This is a genomic window from Cryobacterium sp. TS_SC_7, from assembly GCF_056156285.1.
Genome location: NZ_CM149589.1, coordinates 2,606,336 through 2,623,812, shown reverse-complemented (window position 1 = coordinate 2,623,812; position 17,477 = coordinate 2,606,336). Strand labels below are relative to the sequence as shown.

The 17,477-nt window shown below is 69.0% G+C and carries 13 protein-coding genes; 2 read left to right on the top strand and 11 right to left on the bottom strand.

Annotation, left to right across the window (positions count from 1 at the left end):
- Positions 1 to 214: 214 nt before the first annotated feature.
- The 10 genes from AC0J5J_RS12090 to AC0J5J_RS12045 form a co-directional block, all read right to left on the bottom strand.
- On the bottom strand, positions 215 to 2,512 hold the full coding sequence (locus tag AC0J5J_RS12090) for a sensor histidine kinase (protein WP_474898197.1): 2,298 nt from the start codon (positions 2,510 to 2,512) through the stop codon (positions 215 to 217).
- Positions 2,509 to 3,162: a response regulator gene (locus tag AC0J5J_RS12085; RefSeq protein ID WP_134425222.1), complete on the bottom strand. Its 654-nt coding sequence runs from the start codon at positions 3,160 to 3,162 to the stop codon at positions 2,509 to 2,511. The genes AC0J5J_RS12090 and AC0J5J_RS12085 overlap by 4 nt, the downstream gene beginning before the upstream one ends.
- A gap of 249 nt (positions 3,163 to 3,411) precedes the next feature.
- On the bottom strand, positions 3,412 to 4,041 hold the full coding sequence (locus tag AC0J5J_RS12080; protein ID WP_474898196.1) for a thymidine kinase: 630 nt from the start codon (positions 4,039 to 4,041) through the stop codon (positions 3,412 to 3,414).
- A 75-nt stretch (positions 4,042 to 4,116) separates the two neighbouring features.
- Positions 4,117 to 5,508 (bottom strand): hypothetical protein, encoded by a 1,392-nt coding sequence (locus AC0J5J_RS12075; RefSeq protein ID WP_474898194.1) that lies wholly within the window; start codon positions 5,506 to 5,508, stop codon positions 4,117 to 4,119.
- Entirely contained in the window at positions 5,505 to 6,857 is a 1,353-nt protein-coding gene (locus AC0J5J_RS12070) for a sensor histidine kinase (RefSeq protein ID WP_474898192.1), read from the bottom strand. Before AC0J5J_RS12070 ends, AC0J5J_RS12075 begins: the two co-directional genes overlap by 4 nt.
- Positions 6,858 to 7,433: 576 nt before the next feature.
- Positions 7,434 to 8,903, bottom strand: coding sequence for a malate:quinone oxidoreductase (locus AC0J5J_RS12065; RefSeq protein ID WP_474898190.1), 1,470 nt, complete (start codon positions 8,901 to 8,903; stop codon positions 7,434 to 7,436).
- Positions 8,904 to 8,991: 88 nt separating this feature from the next.
- Positions 8,992 to 9,444, bottom strand: a complete 453-nt coding sequence (locus AC0J5J_RS12060) for a DUF1801 domain-containing protein (protein WP_474898188.1) — start codon at positions 9,442 to 9,444, stop codon at positions 8,992 to 8,994.
- A complete protein-coding gene (locus tag AC0J5J_RS12055) occupies positions 9,441 to 11,942 on the bottom strand; it encodes a putative bifunctional diguanylate cyclase/phosphodiesterase (RefSeq protein WP_474898186.1) in 2,502 nt (833 codons plus the stop codon). Before AC0J5J_RS12055 ends, AC0J5J_RS12060 begins: the two co-directional genes overlap by 4 nt.
- A gap of 88 nt (positions 11,943 to 12,030) precedes the next feature.
- The gene (locus AC0J5J_RS12050; RefSeq protein ID WP_474898184.1) at positions 12,031 to 13,092 is read right to left on the bottom strand and encodes an aspartate-semialdehyde dehydrogenase; all 1,062 of its coding nucleotides are present in this window, start codon (positions 13,090 to 13,092) and stop codon (positions 12,031 to 12,033) included.
- A 218-nt stretch (positions 13,093 to 13,310) separates the two neighbouring features.
- A complete protein-coding gene (locus AC0J5J_RS12045) occupies positions 13,311 to 14,648 on the bottom strand; it encodes an aspartate kinase (protein WP_134425230.1) in 1,338 nt (445 codons plus the stop codon).
- A gap of 202 nt (positions 14,649 to 14,850) precedes the next feature.
- On the opposite strand from AC0J5J_RS12045, the gene AC0J5J_RS12040 reads away from it, so the two are divergent.
- Both AC0J5J_RS12040 and AC0J5J_RS12035 read left to right on the top strand, forming a co-directional pair.
- Positions 14,851 to 15,513, top strand: coding sequence for a TetR/AcrR family transcriptional regulator (locus AC0J5J_RS12040; RefSeq protein WP_134425231.1), 663 nt, complete (start codon positions 14,851 to 14,853; stop codon positions 15,511 to 15,513).
- A gap of 70 nt (positions 15,514 to 15,583) precedes the next feature.
- Positions 15,584 to 16,567 (top strand): DUF5692 family protein, encoded by a 984-nt coding sequence (locus AC0J5J_RS12035; protein ID WP_474898183.1) that lies wholly within the window; start codon positions 15,584 to 15,586, stop codon positions 16,565 to 16,567.
- Positions 16,568 to 16,874: 307 nt separating this feature from the next.
- Here the strand turns inward: AC0J5J_RS12035 and recR are convergent, their stop codons facing one another.
- Positions 16,875 to 17,474: a recombination mediator RecR gene (gene recR, locus AC0J5J_RS12030; RefSeq protein WP_134425915.1), complete on the bottom strand. Its 600-nt coding sequence runs from the start codon at positions 17,472 to 17,474 to the stop codon at positions 16,875 to 16,877.
- Between the last annotated feature and the right edge of the window lie 3 nt (positions 17,475 to 17,477).

Sequence of the window (17,477 nt, the reverse complement as noted above, 5' to 3'; positions counted from 1 at the left end):
ACGGGATGAGTGAATGGGTGCGCAAGGGTGTGTGGGGACCCCGTTTGGGTGGGGGTGGGGTGGGGTGGGGTCTCGGGTCTCGGGTCTCGGGTCTCGGGTCTCGACAGGCTCGACCACCGAGGGGTCGGGTCTCGGGTCTCGGGTCTCGACAGGCTCGACCACCGGGGGCGGGTCTCGACAAGCTCGACCACCGGGCGGCTCGACCACCGGCGGGTCAAGGGTGGTGGAGGCGGCCGTCGGGGGTGACCGTGAGCATGCGGGGGTCGCCGGCGTCGACCACGATCGAGGCGATCGTGGGACGGTCGGCGGGGAGGAGCCGGGCGATCAGATGACCGTGCGCGAGCGCGTCGAGCTGAGCGGCGACGATCGCGGCCGCCGCCTGCACCTGCAGCGGCGGGCGGTCGGCACTGTCGTCGATCAGGGTGACGTCGACGCCCCGCAGGCGCGCGGCCCGGGCCGCCGTGATCACCGGCTCCACGAAGAGCGACCGCCCCCGGATCGCGTCGCGCAGGGTGGCCTCGGCCAGCCGGGCACCGGCGCGCAACTCCTCGTCGAGCTGCTCGGCGGCGGCGAGCTGCTCCAGGGTGGGCCGGGCCAGATTGTTCACCCGGGCGAGCTGCGTCTCGCGCTCGGAGATGGCGGCGGCTGCGGTGGCCACCGCGGCCGCGTTCAGGGCGCGCTCCCGGTTCAGCCGGGCCAGCGCCTGCGTTGACCGCCTCAGCCCCACCGCGAAGAGGGTGCCGGCAAGCAGCGTGCCGGCATGACGGATGGCCAGATTCACCCCGTCGAGCACCGTCAGCCCGTTCAGCACCGCCCACACCACCCCGATCACCGTCATCATCAGGTAGCCGTACCAGGCGAAATCGGCGCGACCCCGCACCGCCAGGGCCACAAGCACCATGGTGATCGCGCCGAGATACCAGTGCGCGAACGGAGTCGACCCCGTGGGCGGCACCGGGAACGACGTGGCCGCGGCCGTCAGCGCGCAGAGGGCGAGCACCACGACCGCGCTGCGCCGCGGCACCGGGTCGGGCACCCGGAGGGTGAGCCAGGCAGCCGCAGCCGACGCCGCGAGGAAGCCGACGATCTCGAACGGAAGCCCCGAGAGCGGCTCGCCGTCGGCGAAGGCGAGAACGGCGTGCACCGCGATGAACGCCACGAGGATGCCCGTGGACAGGGGCTTCGGCAGGCGGCTCGCGCCCGGCCGCAGCGGGGCGGCCTCGACGTTCAGGGCGCTGGGACTGGAGCTGGCGCTGGCGCTGGGGGTCGGAGGCACGGCGGCGTGCTCGGGGGTCCAGGAGACCACGACCTCCGTGCCGGCGCCGGGCCGGGACCGCACCGCGGCGGCGCCGCCGGGGAGGCGCTCCATGCGCCCGATGATGCTCTGCGCGATGCCCAGACGTTCGGGTGGCACGCGGGCCGGGTCGAAGCCCACGCCGTCGTCGTGCACGGCCACCCGGATTCCGGCCCGGTAGGTGCTGACGGTGATCGTGCGGGCCACCGGGCCCGCGCCAGCTGAGGCGACCGAGTTGCGCAGGGCCTCGCCGACGGCACCGAGCAGGGCGGTCACTGCCCGCGCGGGCACCGTGAGGGTGTCGGTCAGGGTCGAGGTGAGGTGGGCATCCGGTGCCAGTTCGCCGACCAGCTGATCGAGGCGACGCGCCACCTCGGAGCCGGGCACGTGCTCGTCGGGACGCGGGCTGCGCAGGGCGTCGAGCCGCCCCAGAGTGTCGGTCGCGTGCCGGGACAGCACCTCGATCGGGGTGCCGGCGCGCCCGGCCATCAGCAGGGTCGAGATGACACTGTCATGCACCAGCGCATTGATGGTGAGGCGTTCGCGGGTGCGGGCCAGACGGTCGGCACGGTCGGCGAGGGTCACGCGGGCCACCTCGGCGGCGAGGTCGACCGCCTTCTCACCGCGGCGGGCCATGGTGGTCAGACCCAGGAGCATGCTGAGCAGCAGCAGGGAGTAGAGGGCGTCTTCCACGCCCACCAGCACCGGGTGCGGATCGGCCGAGGTCACCGCGCGCACCAGCCCGCTGAGCGTGCAGACCAGGGCCAGGTAGGCCCAGGCCGTGCGGTCGCGGGTGGCCACCGCCATGGCGATCACGGGCACGCCGGTGAAGGTGATCACCCAGGGGATGTCCGCGCCCGCCGGCAGCGGCTCGGCGCGCGCGACCAGCCAGAACAGCATCAGCACGACGACGATCACCCCCTCGGCCAGGGCCAGCTGGCGCAGTACCCCCAGTGGCGCGCGCTGCGAGAGCAGCCCGAGCATCAGGGGCAGCCCGAACACGACCAGCCAGGCGATCAGTGACGCCGGCCGCGCCGGCTGGTAGGCCTGCTCGAGGTAACTGCCGAGACAGAACAGGCCGAAGACCAGCGCGGTGGGGCCCATGGCGGCGTAGAGCAGCCGGGCAAGGCGTTCGGTCGCGGGCCGCGGCAACGCCGGCGAACGGATGCCCGCGGCCGGGCGCCTCCCGCGGCTCACCCGCGCGGCCGGGGCTGTCACGGCTGGCCGGGGATGGGCAGGATGCCGTCTTCCAGCGCCCGCTTGTACAGGTCGATCTTCGTGTTCGCGGGGCGGCCGACGCGCTCGTACTTGGAGCGCACCCGGCGGATGTAGTCGATCACCGTGAGCTCGCTCAGCCCCATGCGGGAGGCCACCAGCGGCGCCTTCGCCCCGGCGGCGTAGAGCGAGAGCACCTCGCACTCGCGCACGCTCAGGCCGGCGTCGGAGAGGTCCGGGTCACCGTCGAGGGCCGCAGCCCACTCGGTGGAGACCACGGCCTCCCCCGCCGCCGCCCGGGTCACGGCGTCGAGCAGCACCGCGGTGGGCTCGCTCTTGCGCACCACGCCCAGCACTCCCCCGCGCGCGGCGGCCCGCATCAGGCCGGCGTCGTCGCCGCCGGTGAACGCGAGCACCGCCGCGCCCGCGGCCCGCAACCGGTCCACGTTGCCGGTCACGGTGGAGCCGTCGGACAACCGCAGGTCGAGGATGACGAGGTCCACGGGCGTGGTCTGCGCCGCCGACTCGAGCAGCTCGGTCACCGTGGTCACGGTGGCCACCACCTCGATCTCGGGGATCGTGGCGAAGAGGTCCGCGAATCCGCGGGCTACGATCTCGTGGTCATCGATCAGGGCTACGCGAAAGCGGGACATCGTCGTTCCTTGGTTTCATGGTGCAGAGGGCAGGGTCTGGGCCGGATCATGCTCCGGCGCGAGGCCGGTGAGGTGCTGCGGTCGTGCCGTGATCGAGTTGTGGTCGTCGTGCCCCTCGTTGTGGTGCCACAAGAAGTAACGGCTGTTCAGAGCGACGAGCGCAACCTACGTTAATAGACGGGGATACCTGCTGGGGGGCTGGTGGGGCGCTCGCGATCTACGATCGTTGAGCGCCCCTTCTCACCGCTCTCATGCGGGTTCGGGCCGGCTGCGATTGTTCAGCACCCCGCCGCTCTCCTCGAGGTAGCACGAGCCGCAGAGCGATTCGTAGGTCACCTCGGCGCCGTCGATCGCCACCTGGTCGCCGTCGAAGACGAAAACCCCGTCGATCTGGCGCCCGTTGAACACGGCCTTGCGGCCACACCGGCAGATGGTCTTGAGCTCCTCGAGGCTGTGCGCCACCTCGAGTAGGCGCCGGCTGCCCGGAAACGCCACGGTCTGAAAGTCGGTGCGGATGCCGTACGCCATCACCGGGGTGTTCTCCAGGATCGCGATCCGCAGCAGGTCGTCCACCTGCTGCTCCGTGAGGAACTGGGCCTCATCGACGAGCAGACAGCTCACATCGAGGCCGGACTCGCCCAGCACCCGGGCGCGGTGCTCCTGAAAGAGCGCGAAGGCATCCGCGTCGGGGGTGAGCAGAAAGTCGACTCCCCGGGTGACGCCGAGCCGGGACAGCACGCCGCGGTCGCCCTTGGTGTCGACCGAGGGCTTGGCCAGCAGCACGTGGTGGCCGCGTTCCTCGTAGTTATAGGCAGCCTGGAGCATCGAGGTGCTCTTGCCGCTGTTCATGGCTCCGTAGCGGAAATACAGTTTCGCCATAGCTCTTCCGGTTGCCCCCTCGGCTGCTCGCGCCGGTGCTGAGAGCGGCGCTGAATGCTGCGGCGCCGTGTGCGCCTAGCCCAGCGTACTGGGCGCGCGCGGCGGGCGCTTGTCGCCGAATTCCAGCGTCAGACGCGGCCGACGGATGCTCACCCGCACCCACGGGAACACCACCCGCAGCACGGCGAGGTAGGAGCGCAGCAGCCGGCGCACCCGGCGCGGCGGCAGGTCGAGGCCGACCTGGATGATGAAGGTGTCGATGCCGGAGTGCCGCTGCTGCCGGTCACTCGTCGGGTCGATCTGGGTGTCGGGCTCGGATTCGGGTTCGGTGTCGGCCTGCACCACGAGGCTGCGCGGGTCGAAGCCCGGGGCCAGACAGAGCATGCGGATCAGCGCGGAGGTGGCCGCGCGCTGCTGCACGCCGAAGTGGGCCGCGCGGTGCTCCGGGTCGGACACCACCAGCAGCGGATCCACTCCGCGGGAGGCCAGAGCGGCGCGCTCGCGAGCGATCACGGCGTCGAGCCAGGTCTCGTCGATGTGCGCCACGAGCGCCCGGCGCACCCCGGCCGCGAGCTCGTTCGCCCGGGCCACGTCGGCCTTGGTCACCTCGCCGCGTTCGAGAACACCGTCGAAGAGGGGGAACACGCCGGGGGTCAGGGTGGCGAGCTGCTGCTCCATCACCGAGCGCACCACGCTGCCGCGGGACTCTTCGGTGCGGCGGGCGATGGCGCGCTGGGCATCCGTCTGCCAGGCCACCAGCAGACGCACCATGCGGCGGGAGTAGGCAGCGGCAGCCAGGGCGAGGGCGAGCACCTGCGTGACGGCCACGATCACGTAGACGGCCGGCGACACCTCGATGACGCGCGCCGCGGACTGGGGCAGCGTGACCGCGCCGATGACGACGGCCGCGAGCACACCGGAGAGGGCGAGCTCGCGCCACGGACGCAGCGGGGCGAGAGCCACGAGCAGGAGGCCGACGCCGATCGGACCGAAATCGTCTTGCACCAGGGCGTTGCTGCCCCAGCGGGCGGCCTGGTCGACCAGGTGCGCGGCCAGGCCGAGGCCCACGATCAAAAGCAGCGCCTTCTGCCGCACCGGAGAGCGCGACGGCAGGCCCACGACCACGAGCGTCGCGCACGCGGCGGCGATCAGAACGAGCGCCAGCGCGGCCAGCCACGGATGCCGGATCTCATCACCCTGCGCCACCGTCGTGAACACCGCGTAGCCGAGCACCACCGTGGCGATCCCGGGCACCATCGGCCAGGTGGTCAGGGCACCCAGCGGGTCGAGGCGCTGCTGGGACTGGGTGCGCGGCGTGGGCGTGGTGAGCGACGGCGCCGCCGGGATGTGCGACTCGTCGACGGGAATCGTGATCGTGGAGGTGGCGGGCGGGGTGTGGCGGGTGTGCGCGGGCGGGGTGTGCGCGGGCGGGGTGTGCGGGTTGTGCGCGGGCGGGGTGTGGGTCATCGGGGCACCCGCTCGGGGTCGGGGGTGTCGGTGGGGGTTGGGGCGGCTCCGGGGGCACCCTGCGGGTCGGGGCTCGGTTCGTCGGACGGCACGGGAACACTCAGCAGCACGGAGGTTCCCGCCCCCGGCCGGGTGAACACGCTCACCGAACCGCCCAACTGCTCGATGCGGCGGCGCACGGCTTGGCGCAGGCCGAGGCGGTCGGCGTCGGTCTCCGACTCCGTGAAGCCGCGGCCGGCATCCATCACCATCAGGGAAATGCTGGTCGGCTCGGACTCGATCACAACCTCCGCGGCGGCCTTGCCGGAATGGAGGATCACGTTCACGAGGCACTGCTGCACGGCAAGGCCCAGCTCGCGGTCGTTGGCCGGGCTGAGCCGGCAGAGAGCCGCGCGCTCCCCCGAGACCTCCACCACGAGGCCACGATCGCGACTGCGCTCGATGGCGGCGTAGACCTCGCTGGTGAGCCAGGCATCCGTGCCCCGCGACGGCTCGACACTCTGCGCGTCGACGTCGGTGAGCCAGTCGGTGCCGCGCAGGGTCTGCAGTGAGTCACGGATGCTGCCGGCCAGCTGGTCGCTGAGCGGACCGGGATGCGCGCGGGCCACGGCGACAAGCTGGTTGAGGGTGGTGTCCTGATTGAGGGCGAGGGCGCGCAGCTCGAGGTCATGGCGCAGCAGGCGGGTCTGGTCGGTCTGCATGGCGCGGTGCAGCGCGGCCTGAACGGCGCGCTGGCGGCGCACGAAGGCGGTCAGCAGCAGCATGGCGACGAGGAAGAAGTAGGTGGAGATGGTGTAGACGTCCTCGCCGTAGGGCACGCCGGTGCGCACCGCGGCGAAGACCGTGACGGCTTCGGCCAGGACGAACCCGGTGGTGCCCCAGAGCACGCCCACCAGCGCGGCCGTGCCCGCGCCGCCGACCATGACCAGGGCGAGCTTGGGCAGGGTGACGAGGAAGATGTTCGAGCTCGGGAAGACGTCGGGCATGCCGAGCACGGCCATCGTGTAGAGGTAGGTGGCGACGCTGCCGACGACGAGATACGCGACGGAGAGAACGACGGTGCGGCGCAGGGACAACGCCACGAGTACGGCCGCCATCAGGAGGAGGGCGAGGGCTGCCGCGATGGTTGCGGTGTCGGCGTCGGCGAGGGCTGCGGCAGTTGCGTTGTCGCTCGACACTTCGGCAGTGGGACCGACTCCCGCATCTCCGGCCGCAGTTGTGGACAACCGGAGGATGATCAGCGACGCCAGGGCTCCGGCCAGGCAGGTGAGGGCGAACCAGTGCGCGGCCCGGGCGAGGGCATGACTGAGTGTTCTCTTCACCAGGTGATCGGGTAACCCGAGCGTCATGCGTGCCCTCTCTGCTCGGTAGATTCTCTCACTACGTTCGGGTGATTCTGAGCCGCAGAGGCAAACCCGCATCCGTCAGCACGGAGATGCCCTGAATTGTGCACAATCGTGGCGGCCGGCACCCCCTTCGCGCCGACTTGGTGCGGGATCGCCACCCAATCCACTCGCTGAGCCCCCTGTCCCTCCGCCTTTGTGCATAACTCCTGCAATTTGATCGAAACAGGCCGGATTCGGCCCCGAATCGGCCTCTTTCGCAGAATTTGCAGGAGTTATGCACGAGGCCGGGCGGCACTGAGGCAGCCGGAGCAGCCGGGAGACGTGCGGGCGGCGCGGCCGGGAGCAGCCGGGCGGAGCCGGCCAGCGCGCGGCCGGCGCGGCCAGAGAGCTGCATAACTCCTGCAATTTGATCGAAACAGGCCGAATTCAGCCCCGAATTGGCCTGTTTTGCAGAATTTGCAGGAGTTATGCACGTGCTGGCCGGGAACGAGCCCCGGCCGGCCAGCAGCAGCGAGCCCAGCGAGCAGGGCGGCCAGCGAGCAGCGAGCAGCGCGGCCAGGCGCGGCGGGCGGCGCCGCCCTAGGCGGTCAGGTGCAGGGCGGCGGCGGTGGCAGCCAGGGAGGCCGCGGCAGCGGCGGGATCGTCGGAGAGCTTCGTTCCGAGGCTCGGGATCATCTCGCGCAGCTTGGGCTCCCAGGCCGGGTACTGCTCGGGGAAGCAGCGCTTGATCAGGTCGACCATGATCGGGGCCGCGGTCGAGGCTCCCGGGGAGGCACCGAGCAGCCCGGCGATGGTGCCGTCGGCCGAGGTGATGACCTCGGTGCCGAACTGCAGCACGCCGCCCTGCTCCGGATCCTTCTTCATGACCTGCACGCGCTGTCCGGCGGTGATCAATTCCCAGTCGCCGATCTTAGCGGTGGGGATGAACTCCTGCAGCGCCTTGAGCTTCGTCTTCTTCGACGCGAAAACCTCACCGATCAGGTACTTCATCAGGCCGAAGTTGTGTGCGGCCACGGCCAGCATCGGGCCGATGTTGTGGAGCCGGATCGAGAACGGCAGGTCGAGCCAGGAGCTCGACTTGAGGAACTTGGGCGTGAAGCCGGCGTACGGGCCGAACAGAAGCGAGGTCTCCCCCTCGACCACGCGGGTGTCGAGGTGCGGCACCGACATGGGCGGCGCACCCTTGGCAGCCTTGCCGTAGACCTTCGCGTGGTGCTGCGCGACGAGCTTCGGGTTGGTGGTGCGCAGGAACTGTCCGCTGATCGGGAACCCGCCGAAACCCTTGATCTCGGGGATGCCGCTCTGCTGCAGCAACGCCAGGGCGCCGCCACCCGCGCCGACGAAGACGAACCGGGCGTTGACGCTGCTGGGGTAATTGCCGACCAGGCGGCGCAGATTGAGCTTCCACGTGCCATCCGTGAGCTGTTTCAGGCCGGTGACCTGCTGGTTCACGTGCACGCCGACGCCCTGCTCCGCGAGGTTGTCGAACAGGTACCGGGTGAGGGCGCCGAAGTCCACGTCGGTGCCCGACACGATGCGGGTCGCCGCGATCTTCTGCCCCTTCGCGCGCTTCTGGGTGAGCAGCGGGGTCCACGTGCCGATCACGGCCGGGTCCTCGCTGTACTCCATGCCCTGGAACAGAGGCTCGCCCTTGAGCACCGCGAACCGCTTGCGCAGGTACTCGACGCTGCTCTTGCCGTGCACGAAGGTCATGTGCGGCGTGGAGTTGATGAAGTTCGTGGGTGCGGGCAGCACGCCCGTCTGCACCAGGTGCGCCCAGAGCTGACGGCTGATCTGGAACTGCTCGTTGATGGCCACGGCCTTGGCGGCGGTGACGGAGCCGTCCTTCGCCTCGGGCATGTAGTTCAGCTCGCAGAGGGCCGCGTGGCCGGTGCCCGCGTTGTTCCACGGGTTCGAGCTTTCCTGGGCCACTTCGCCCAGACGCTCGTAGACCTCGACGGTCCAGTCCGGCTGCAGTTCCTTGATCAAGGTACCGAGGGTGGCGCTCATGATGCCGCCACCAATAAGAACGACATCAATCTTCGCCATTGGATTCACTCCTCCACCATATCGGTGGTAACGGATGCTTCCCGCCGGAACGCGGGCCGCCCAGGTCACGGTTGGCCCCGAAAGGGCCTCAGTCCTGGTGCTTCACCCGCTCGTAGTGGGCAATGAATTCCTGCACGGAGACGCTCGCGACCTCGCGGGCGATGAGGTCGAGATCGAGGTCGGCCAGCGATTTGAACCGCACACAGCTCTTACCCATGTTCAGGGCGCGGCCGGTGGCGGCCCAGTCGGCGCGGAAGGCGGCATCCTTCTCGGGAAAGCTGTAGAGGCTCATCAGGTAGAGCGAGTTGTAGTTCTTCTGCGCGGCCAGGCTCACATAGGCCAGGGGCTGCTTGTTGTACGTGTTCGGGTAGGTCTCCAGCGGCACCACCCAGCCGAGGATGCCGTTGTACACGCCGAGCCGGTAGCCCTCGGGCATGGCGTCGCGCACGGTGTCGAGCACCGGGTAGAGCAGGGCCCGCCGGTCGACGTCGAGGTCGAGCACGAGCGTCTCCACCTCGAACGGAATCGGTTCTTTGCTCATGAATTCAAGGGTAACGCGCCCATCGGCGCAGCCGGCGCTGCCGACAGAGCAGCCGGCGCTGCCGACAGCGCGTCCGGCGCGGCCGGCTGCACCTCGTCGCGGGGCACGACCGCGCGGGCACCGTACAATTCCAGCCGGGACAGCGTCTTCTCGAAGCCCTCCGGCACGCCGTAGTGGAACCCCTGCGCCGAACGGATGCCGAGCGCCGACAGGTGGTTCGCCATCGCGTCGTTCTCCACGCCCTCGACGATCATCGAGTACTCGAGGTTGTCACCGAAACCCTGCAGGGCGGTGAGCACCTCGCGCTGGCGGATGTCGTCGAGGTCGTCCACGAGGCTGCGGTCGATTTTGAGGATGTCCATCGGCATCCGCACCAGGGAGTCGACGGACGAGTCCTGGGAGCCGTAGTCGTCGAGCGCGATCATGATGCCGAGGTCGCGCAGGCGGTCGGCCTGGGCACGGATGGCCGGGGTCACCTTGGTCATCGACCGCTCGTTCAGCTCGAGGCAGAGGGAGATCCCGGGGTAGCGCCCCGCGAGGTCCTCGATGAAGTCGCCGACGCGCTCGGGCAGGATCTGCCCGGCCTCGACGTTGATGGTCATGCAGATCACGCTCTGTTCGACCAGGCGGAAGTCTGCGGCCGCGGCCATCGCCTTCACCGCCACCTGGCGGGTCATGGCGTCGAGCCGGCCGAGGCCCTTGGCCTTCTCCACGATCGACGGCGGCGACAAGCGGCCCAGGTCGGGGTGGGTGTACCGCACAAGTGCCTCGAAGGCCCAGATCTGGCCGGTGACCAGGCTGACGATGGGCTGGAAGGCGACCTCGAGCTGGTCCTCGTCGATGGCGTGGGCGATGATGTCGTTCATCTGCGAGGAACGGTGACTCGAGATGTTGATGCTGCTCTCTTTGGACGGCCCACCGCGCCGCCGGGACTTCTTGATGGCGAGCATCGACCGGTCGGCGTCCTGAACCAGCTGGTTGACGTCGGTTTCCCGGTGCGCCGAGTAGGCCAGGCCCACGCTGATGATCGGGCTGTACGTGGTCTGACCCACGGGCATCGGCTCCCCCGTGACCACGATGATGCGCTCGGCGATGGTCTTGGCCTCACCCAGCGACGCGAGGTGGGTGAGGATGACGACGAACTCGTCGCCGCCGACCCGGGCGACCACATCGCTCGGGCGCACCACGGCCCGGAGGCGGCGGCCGAGTTCCCGCAGCACCTCGTCGCCGGTCTGGTGGCCGTACCGGTCGTTCAGGCGCTTGAACTCGTCGAGGTCGATGAACAGCACGGCCAGCGCCTCGGAATAGTCGCGGTGGTCGTTGATGTTGGCCAGCGCCTCCTGGAACGCGCCGTAGTTGGGCAGGCTCGTGAGCGGATCGGTGTTGGCGCGCAGGGTCAGCCCGGCGATATTCCGGCGCGACCGCACCACCATCTCCGCGGTCGCGGCGAGAGCCTGCAGGGCCCGGCGGTCGTTTCCGGTGAAAGCGCCGTCCATGATGTCGCGCCGGGCGACGATGAATTTCTCCGGGCCGGCCACCCCCGGCATGGGCAACAGCATGCTGATTTCACCGGCGCGAGCGGGCTCGCCGCGCACGACGACGGACTCGGCGCCGATCGCATCCGCCACCACGCGCCGGAGCAACTCGGAGGTCGCCGCCGGAGAGGCCGGTTCGTGGGCCGGATCACCGTCGGGTGCACCGCCGGGCATGGTGCCGATGACGCTGCCGATCGCCGTGCCGATCGCGGTGCCGGCGTCGATCGGATCGACGCCCAGCGCCGTCGCGGCGGCAACCAGGCCGGCCAACCGGTGGCGCATGCCGACGACGACGGTCGCGACCTTCGCCACCAACGCGACGATCATCAGCGCGCCGAGAACGATGATGGCATCGGCGGTGGTGGTCAGGCGCACCAGGAACGGCAGGCCCTCGACGCTCCACAGGGCGGCCACCACGCAGATGACGGCGGTGCACAACAGGGTCACGGCCACTCGCAGCGGCGACAACATCGGCCGCGCGCCGCTTTCGAGAGGGTCACTGCGCCAGTACCGGCGCAGCACCTCGACCACGATGACGAAGGCGACATAGCCCACGGATGCCACGGCCACGGCCACCAGACTCGGCATGCCGCCGGTGCTGAACCAGGTGAAGAGTCCCGCGGCCGCCAAAGCCCCGGCACCCTGCAGCCCGGCACTGTACAGAGCGACGTTGAGCCGCCCGGACTCGACCAGGATGGCGAGCAGCACGCCCAGCGCAATCACGCCGGCGCCGGCCGTCAAGCCGACGGTCGGGGCCAGCGCGGGCAGGACCAGCACGGGCAGGCTGATCAGCGGGCTGCGGTGGGCGAGTGAACCGACCCGCACCCAGGTGAGCTCCAGAATGGCGGCACAGAACACGCCCACCCCGGCGATCAGCCAGTGCTGGATCGGGTCGGTGACGAGCAGCCCCAGCGACAGGAACATGAGGACCACGGCGATCCCGGCGAATGCCCCGAATGCCATGCGCGTCACGCCACTTGAATTCCGAATCCTGCCCACGGAATCTGACCTTAGCGGAGTGGGCAGCCCGGCGTTCACCACAACGCTCAGGTCAGCGAACGAGCAGGTCCGCCGCGACAAGCTCCGCGATCTGCACAGCGTTGAGAGCCGCACCCTTGCGCAGGTTGTCACTGGTGATGAAGAGGGCCAGGCCGCGCCCGTTCGGCACCCCCGGGTCCTGGCGCACGCGACCGACGAAGCTCGGGTCCTGACCGGCTGCCTCGAGGGGTGTGGGGACATCCGTCACGACCACGCCGGGCGCCGTGGCGAGCAGTTCAAGGGCGCGGGCGACCGTGAGCGGGTTGGCGAATTCGGCGTTGATGGAGAGGGCGTGGCCGGTGAAGACGGGCACGCGCACGCAGGTGCCGGACACGAGCAGGTCGGGCAGGCCCAGGATCTTGCGGCTCTCGTTGCGGAGCTTCTTCTCCTCGTCGGTCTCGAACTCGCCGTCGTCGACGATGGAACCGGCCAGCGGGATCACGTCGAACGCGATCGGGCGGGCGTAGACGATGGGGGCCGGCATGGCCACGGCGGACCCGTCGTGCACCAGCTGCAGCAGGTTGTCGCTCTGGGCGGCGGCCCGCACCTGGCTGGCGAGTTCGCGGGCGCCGGCGAGTCCGCTGCCGGAGACCGCCTGGTAGGTGCTCACGATCAGACGCTCGAGGCCGGCCTCGTCGTGCAGCACCTTGAGCACGGGCATGGCCGCCATGGTGGTGCAGTTCGGGTTGGCGATGATGCCCTTGGTGGCGAGCTTGATGTCCTCGGGGTTGACCTCGCTGACGACCAGGGGCACGTCGGGGTCCATCCGCCAGCCGGACGAGTTGTCGATCACGGTGACGCCCGCCGCCGCGAAGCGGGGAGCCTGCGTCTTGGAGAGCGTGGCACCGGCGGAGAAGATGGCCACGTCGAGCCCGGCAGGGTCGGCGGTGGCGGCGTCTTCGACGACGATCTTCTGGCCCTTGAAGAGCAGCGTCGTGCCGGCGGACCGGGACGAGGCGAAGAAACGAATGCCGTCGACCGGGAAGTCCCGCTCCTCGAGCAGGCGGCGCACGACGGCTCCGACCTGGCCGGTGGCTCCGACGACGCCGATCTGGATTCCTGTGCTGCTGGTCACTGTGTGTTCCTCAATCGGTTGGTGGTCGACCCTACTTGTGTGCATAACTCCTGCAAATTCTCCCGTTCGAAGCCGAAAAGGGCAAAAACAGGGGGTTTCCGAGCAAATTGCAGGAGTTATGCACGATGCGCTACTCGGAGGGGCTACGCGGCCGGGCAGCGCGGCCGGGCTATGCGCCGGGCTGCGGGCCGGGCAACGCGCCGGGCTGCGGCTGCCGGTTAGCGGCCGGTTCCGCCGTGCACGATCGCGTTGTCGGTGGCGTCGAGGCCGAAAGCGGTGTGCACAACCCGCAGCGCCTCGTTGATGGTGTCGGCCCGCGTGACCACGGAGATGCGAATCTCGCTGGTGGAGATCATCTCGATGTTGATCCCGGCCTCGAACAGGGCCTCGAACAGCTTCGCCGAGACACCGGTGTTGGTGCGCATGCCGGCGCCGACGAGCGCGAGCTTGCCGATCTGGTCGTCGTACTGCAGTCCCGCGAAACCGACGTTGACCTGCTCGTTCGTGAGCGCGGTCAGCACCTGCTGGCCCTCGGACTTGGGCAGCGTGAAGGAGATGTCGGTCAGGCCGGTGGACGCGGCCGACACGTTCTGCACGATCATGTCCACGTTGGCGTTGGTCTTGGCGACGATCTTGAAGATCTGCGCGGCCTTGCCCGGGATGTCGGGAACGCCGACGACCGTGACCTTGGCTTCACTCAGGTCGGCGGCGACCCCGGCGATGATTGGCTCTTCCACTGTCTCTCCATTCGCGGGTGCGTTATTGGGATGCGTGCGCTCTGCTGCCGACGAGTTCGGAATCGCGACATGCGGGCTCGTGGTGTCGGGGTTGTAGACGATGGTGCCGACGTTGTTGTTGAACGAGGACCGCACATGCAGAGTCACACCGTGACGCCGCGCATATTCCACGGCCCGAATATAGAGCACCTTCGCGCCCGCGGCGGCGAGCTCGAGCATCTCCTCGCTGGAGATGCGGTCGAGCTTGTGGGCGAGGGGAACGACGCGCGGGTCGGCAGTGAAGACGCCGTCGACATCCGTGTAGATCTCGCAGATGTCGGCATTCAGGGCGGCAGCGAGTGCGACGGCGGTCGTGTCGGATCCGCCGCGGCCGAGGGTGGTGATGTCCTTGGTGTCGCGGTTGAAGCCCTGGAAGCCGGCGACGATGGCGACGGCACCCTGGTCGAGGGCGTCACGGATGCGCCCGGGAGTCACGTCGACGATGCGCGCGGCGCCGTGCTGGGCATCCGTGATCATGCCGGCCTGGCTGCCGGTGAAGGAGCGGGCGTCGTAGCCCATGCTCTTGATCGCCATGGCGAGCAGCGCCATCGAGATGCGTTCACCGGCCGTGAGCAGCATGTCGAGCTCGCGCGGCGCCGGAATCGGGGTGACCTCGTGCGCGAGGTCGAGCAGCTCGTCGGTGGAGTCACCCATCGCGGACACGGCGACGACAACCTCGTTGCCCGCCTTGCGCGTGTCGACGATGCGCTTCGCGACACGCTTAATGCTTTCAGCGTCGGCAACGGATGATCCGCCGAACTTCTGCACGATCAAGCTCACGTGGCACTCCTGGGGTTCGGGTACGCGGGCACAGCCAAGCTCCCATCATAAATGCTGTTGTATTCGGCAGCGGCCATGTGACGCCGCACGGCATCCGTTGACACAGTGTCATTGACACATTGTCAATCGTGGTCCTAGGATCGGGGCAGAGGGCGGATCCCGCCCCACCACACGCTTCAACCCAGTTGCCGAGGAGGCTCCGATGCCCGACGAGTTCACATCGAAAGCGACCGTGCCGGCTTCTTCGCCCGTGCCCGGTTCTTCGCCCGTGCCCGTGCCCGTGCGCCAGAGCAAGCAGCCGGACGAACGCCGGGACGACATTCTGCGGGCCGCCCGGGAACTGGTCGCCGAGCGCGGCGTGGCCCGGGTGAAGATCACCGACATCGCCGCCCGGGTCGGCGTCACCCGCGGCCTGATCTACCACTACTTCCCGGACAAAGACGCGATCATCGACCTCATCTGCGAGGACCACATCGCGGAGTTCGTGACCGACCTCAACCTCTGGGACGCCGCCCGCATCCCCGGCGACATCGACCGCGCACTAGTCGACTGCGTCGCATTGTTCCGTCACCACCTGCATCGCACCGACCTGTTCCGCGAGGAACTCGGCCGCACCGAGTACGCGGGCCTCTACAACGAGTTCGTCGACCGGGCCGTCAAGGCCGTCGTCGACCGGCTGCAGGTCACCACCGTCGAGGCGTACGCACGGCGACACAAGATCCGGATCGACAACGTCTCCGAGGTGTTCTACGTGCTGGTGTTCGGGCTGATCGGGCTCGTACGCTCCACGCCCACCGTCTCGGACGACGTGCTGGTCGCGATTGTGCGCCAGACGCTCCACCTCGACCGCAACGCGCCGGCCTAAGGCTTTTCCTTCAGCATCACCTCTTCACCCAGTACGAACTTATTCACCCAGTACAAAGGAGTATCCGCATATGTTCCTATTCGATACGATCCCCTGGTCGTCGACCCTGATGTGGGTCGCGGTCGTCGCGGGGCTGATGATCGCCAACGAGGTCGCACGGTCGAGCAAATGGGCGTCGCTGGCGCTGTTCATCGCACTGCCGGTGGCACTGACGATCTTCGTCTGGCCCACCACCGCCGGTGCCGGGTCCAGCACGGGCACCTGGTTCCACTGGGTAAAGGTCTACTCGGCACTCGCCGGATGTCTGGGCTTCATGGCCATCCGTTTCATTCCGCGTCTGGCCAAGAACCGGTACGCGCTGATGTTCCCCGCGTTCATTCTGGCGCTGAACATCTTCGAGGCCGTGATTCGCGACTTCCAGGTCTACGGGCTCAACGGGATGGTCGACGGGGTGTTCATGGTGGGCGGACCGTGGAACATCATGAACGGCATCGCCGGGCTGCTGAACCTGCTCACGATCTGCGGCTGGGCCGGGATCATCATCAGCCGCGGCCCCAAGAAGGACATGATCTGGCCGGACATGCTCTGGTTCTGGATCATCGCCTACGACCTCTGGAACTTCGCCTACGTTTACAACGCGGTCGGCGACCACTCGTTCTACGCCGGCGCTGCCCTGCTCGTGTCGTGCACGATCCCCGCCTTCTTCATCAAGCGCGGCGCCTGGCTGCAGCACCGGGCGCAGACCCTGGCGTTCTGGATGATGTTCACCATGGCCTTCCCGACGTTCGTGTCGAGCTCGCAGTTCGCGGTGAAGTCCTCGCACGACCCGGTCGCCCTGTTCTGGGTCAGCGCCGTGGCCCTCGCGGCCAACATCGCCGTCGTGATCTACCAGATCTACACGATCGTGAAGAGACGCCGCAACCCGCTCACCGACGAGCTGTTCACGCACCTGCCCGCCTACCACGCGGTGCTCGACGCGAACAAGCCGCTGGCGCCGGTGGCGGCGGGTGCGGGTGCCGGTGCGCAACCGCGGCCGACTGCCAGCGCGAAATAGAACACCGTAACTGCGGAGAATTTCGCGACACGCGGCATCCGTCGCCCCGCCACACGGCGAGTCTCGAAATTCTCCGCAGTTGGCGTTGCCCGCACATCAGCGGGGCAACGGATGCCGCGGGTTGGGTCTCTCCCGGCCCGTCCCGGCCGCTCCCTGGCCGTCCCTGGCCGCAACTGTTGCCCGAGCGGACAACTGTTGCCCGCACACCGGGCACAAATGTCCGCTTCGGCAACACTTGCGGCCGCGGGCGCGGCGGCGCGGGGGCGCGCGGGCGGGCGCGGGCGCGCGGGCGAGGCGGCGAGAAGCCCTAGTTCGTGACGGTGCGGCGGCCCTCGAAGGCACGGCCGAGGGTGACCTCGTCGGCGTACTCCAGGTCGCCGCCGACCGGCAGACCGGACGCGAGCCGGGTGACCTTGATCTCGAGCGTGGTCAGCAGGCGCGACAGGTAGGTCGCGGTCGCCTCGCCCTCGAGGTTCGGGTCGGTGGCGATGATGACTTCCTGCACCGTGTTGTCGGCGAGGCGCTGCATCAGCTGGCGGATGCGCAGGTCGTCGGGTCCGATGCCGTCGATGGGGCTGATCGCACCGCCGAGCACGTGATACAGCCCGCGGAACTCGCGGGTGCGCTCAATTGCGACGACGTCCTTGGCCTCTTCGACCACGCAGATCATCGCCGGATTGCGGCGCGGGTCTCGGCAGATCATGCACGTCTTCTGCTCGGACACATTGCCGCAGATGTCGCAGAACTTCACCTTGTCGCGCACCTCGAGCAGCACGTTCGCCAGCCGGGTCACGTCGAACTGCTCGGTCTGCAGAATGTGGAACGCGATGCGCTGCGCGGACTTGGGTCCGATTCCGGGCAGCGTGCCGAGCTCGTCGATCAATTCCTGAACGATGCCTTCGTACATGGG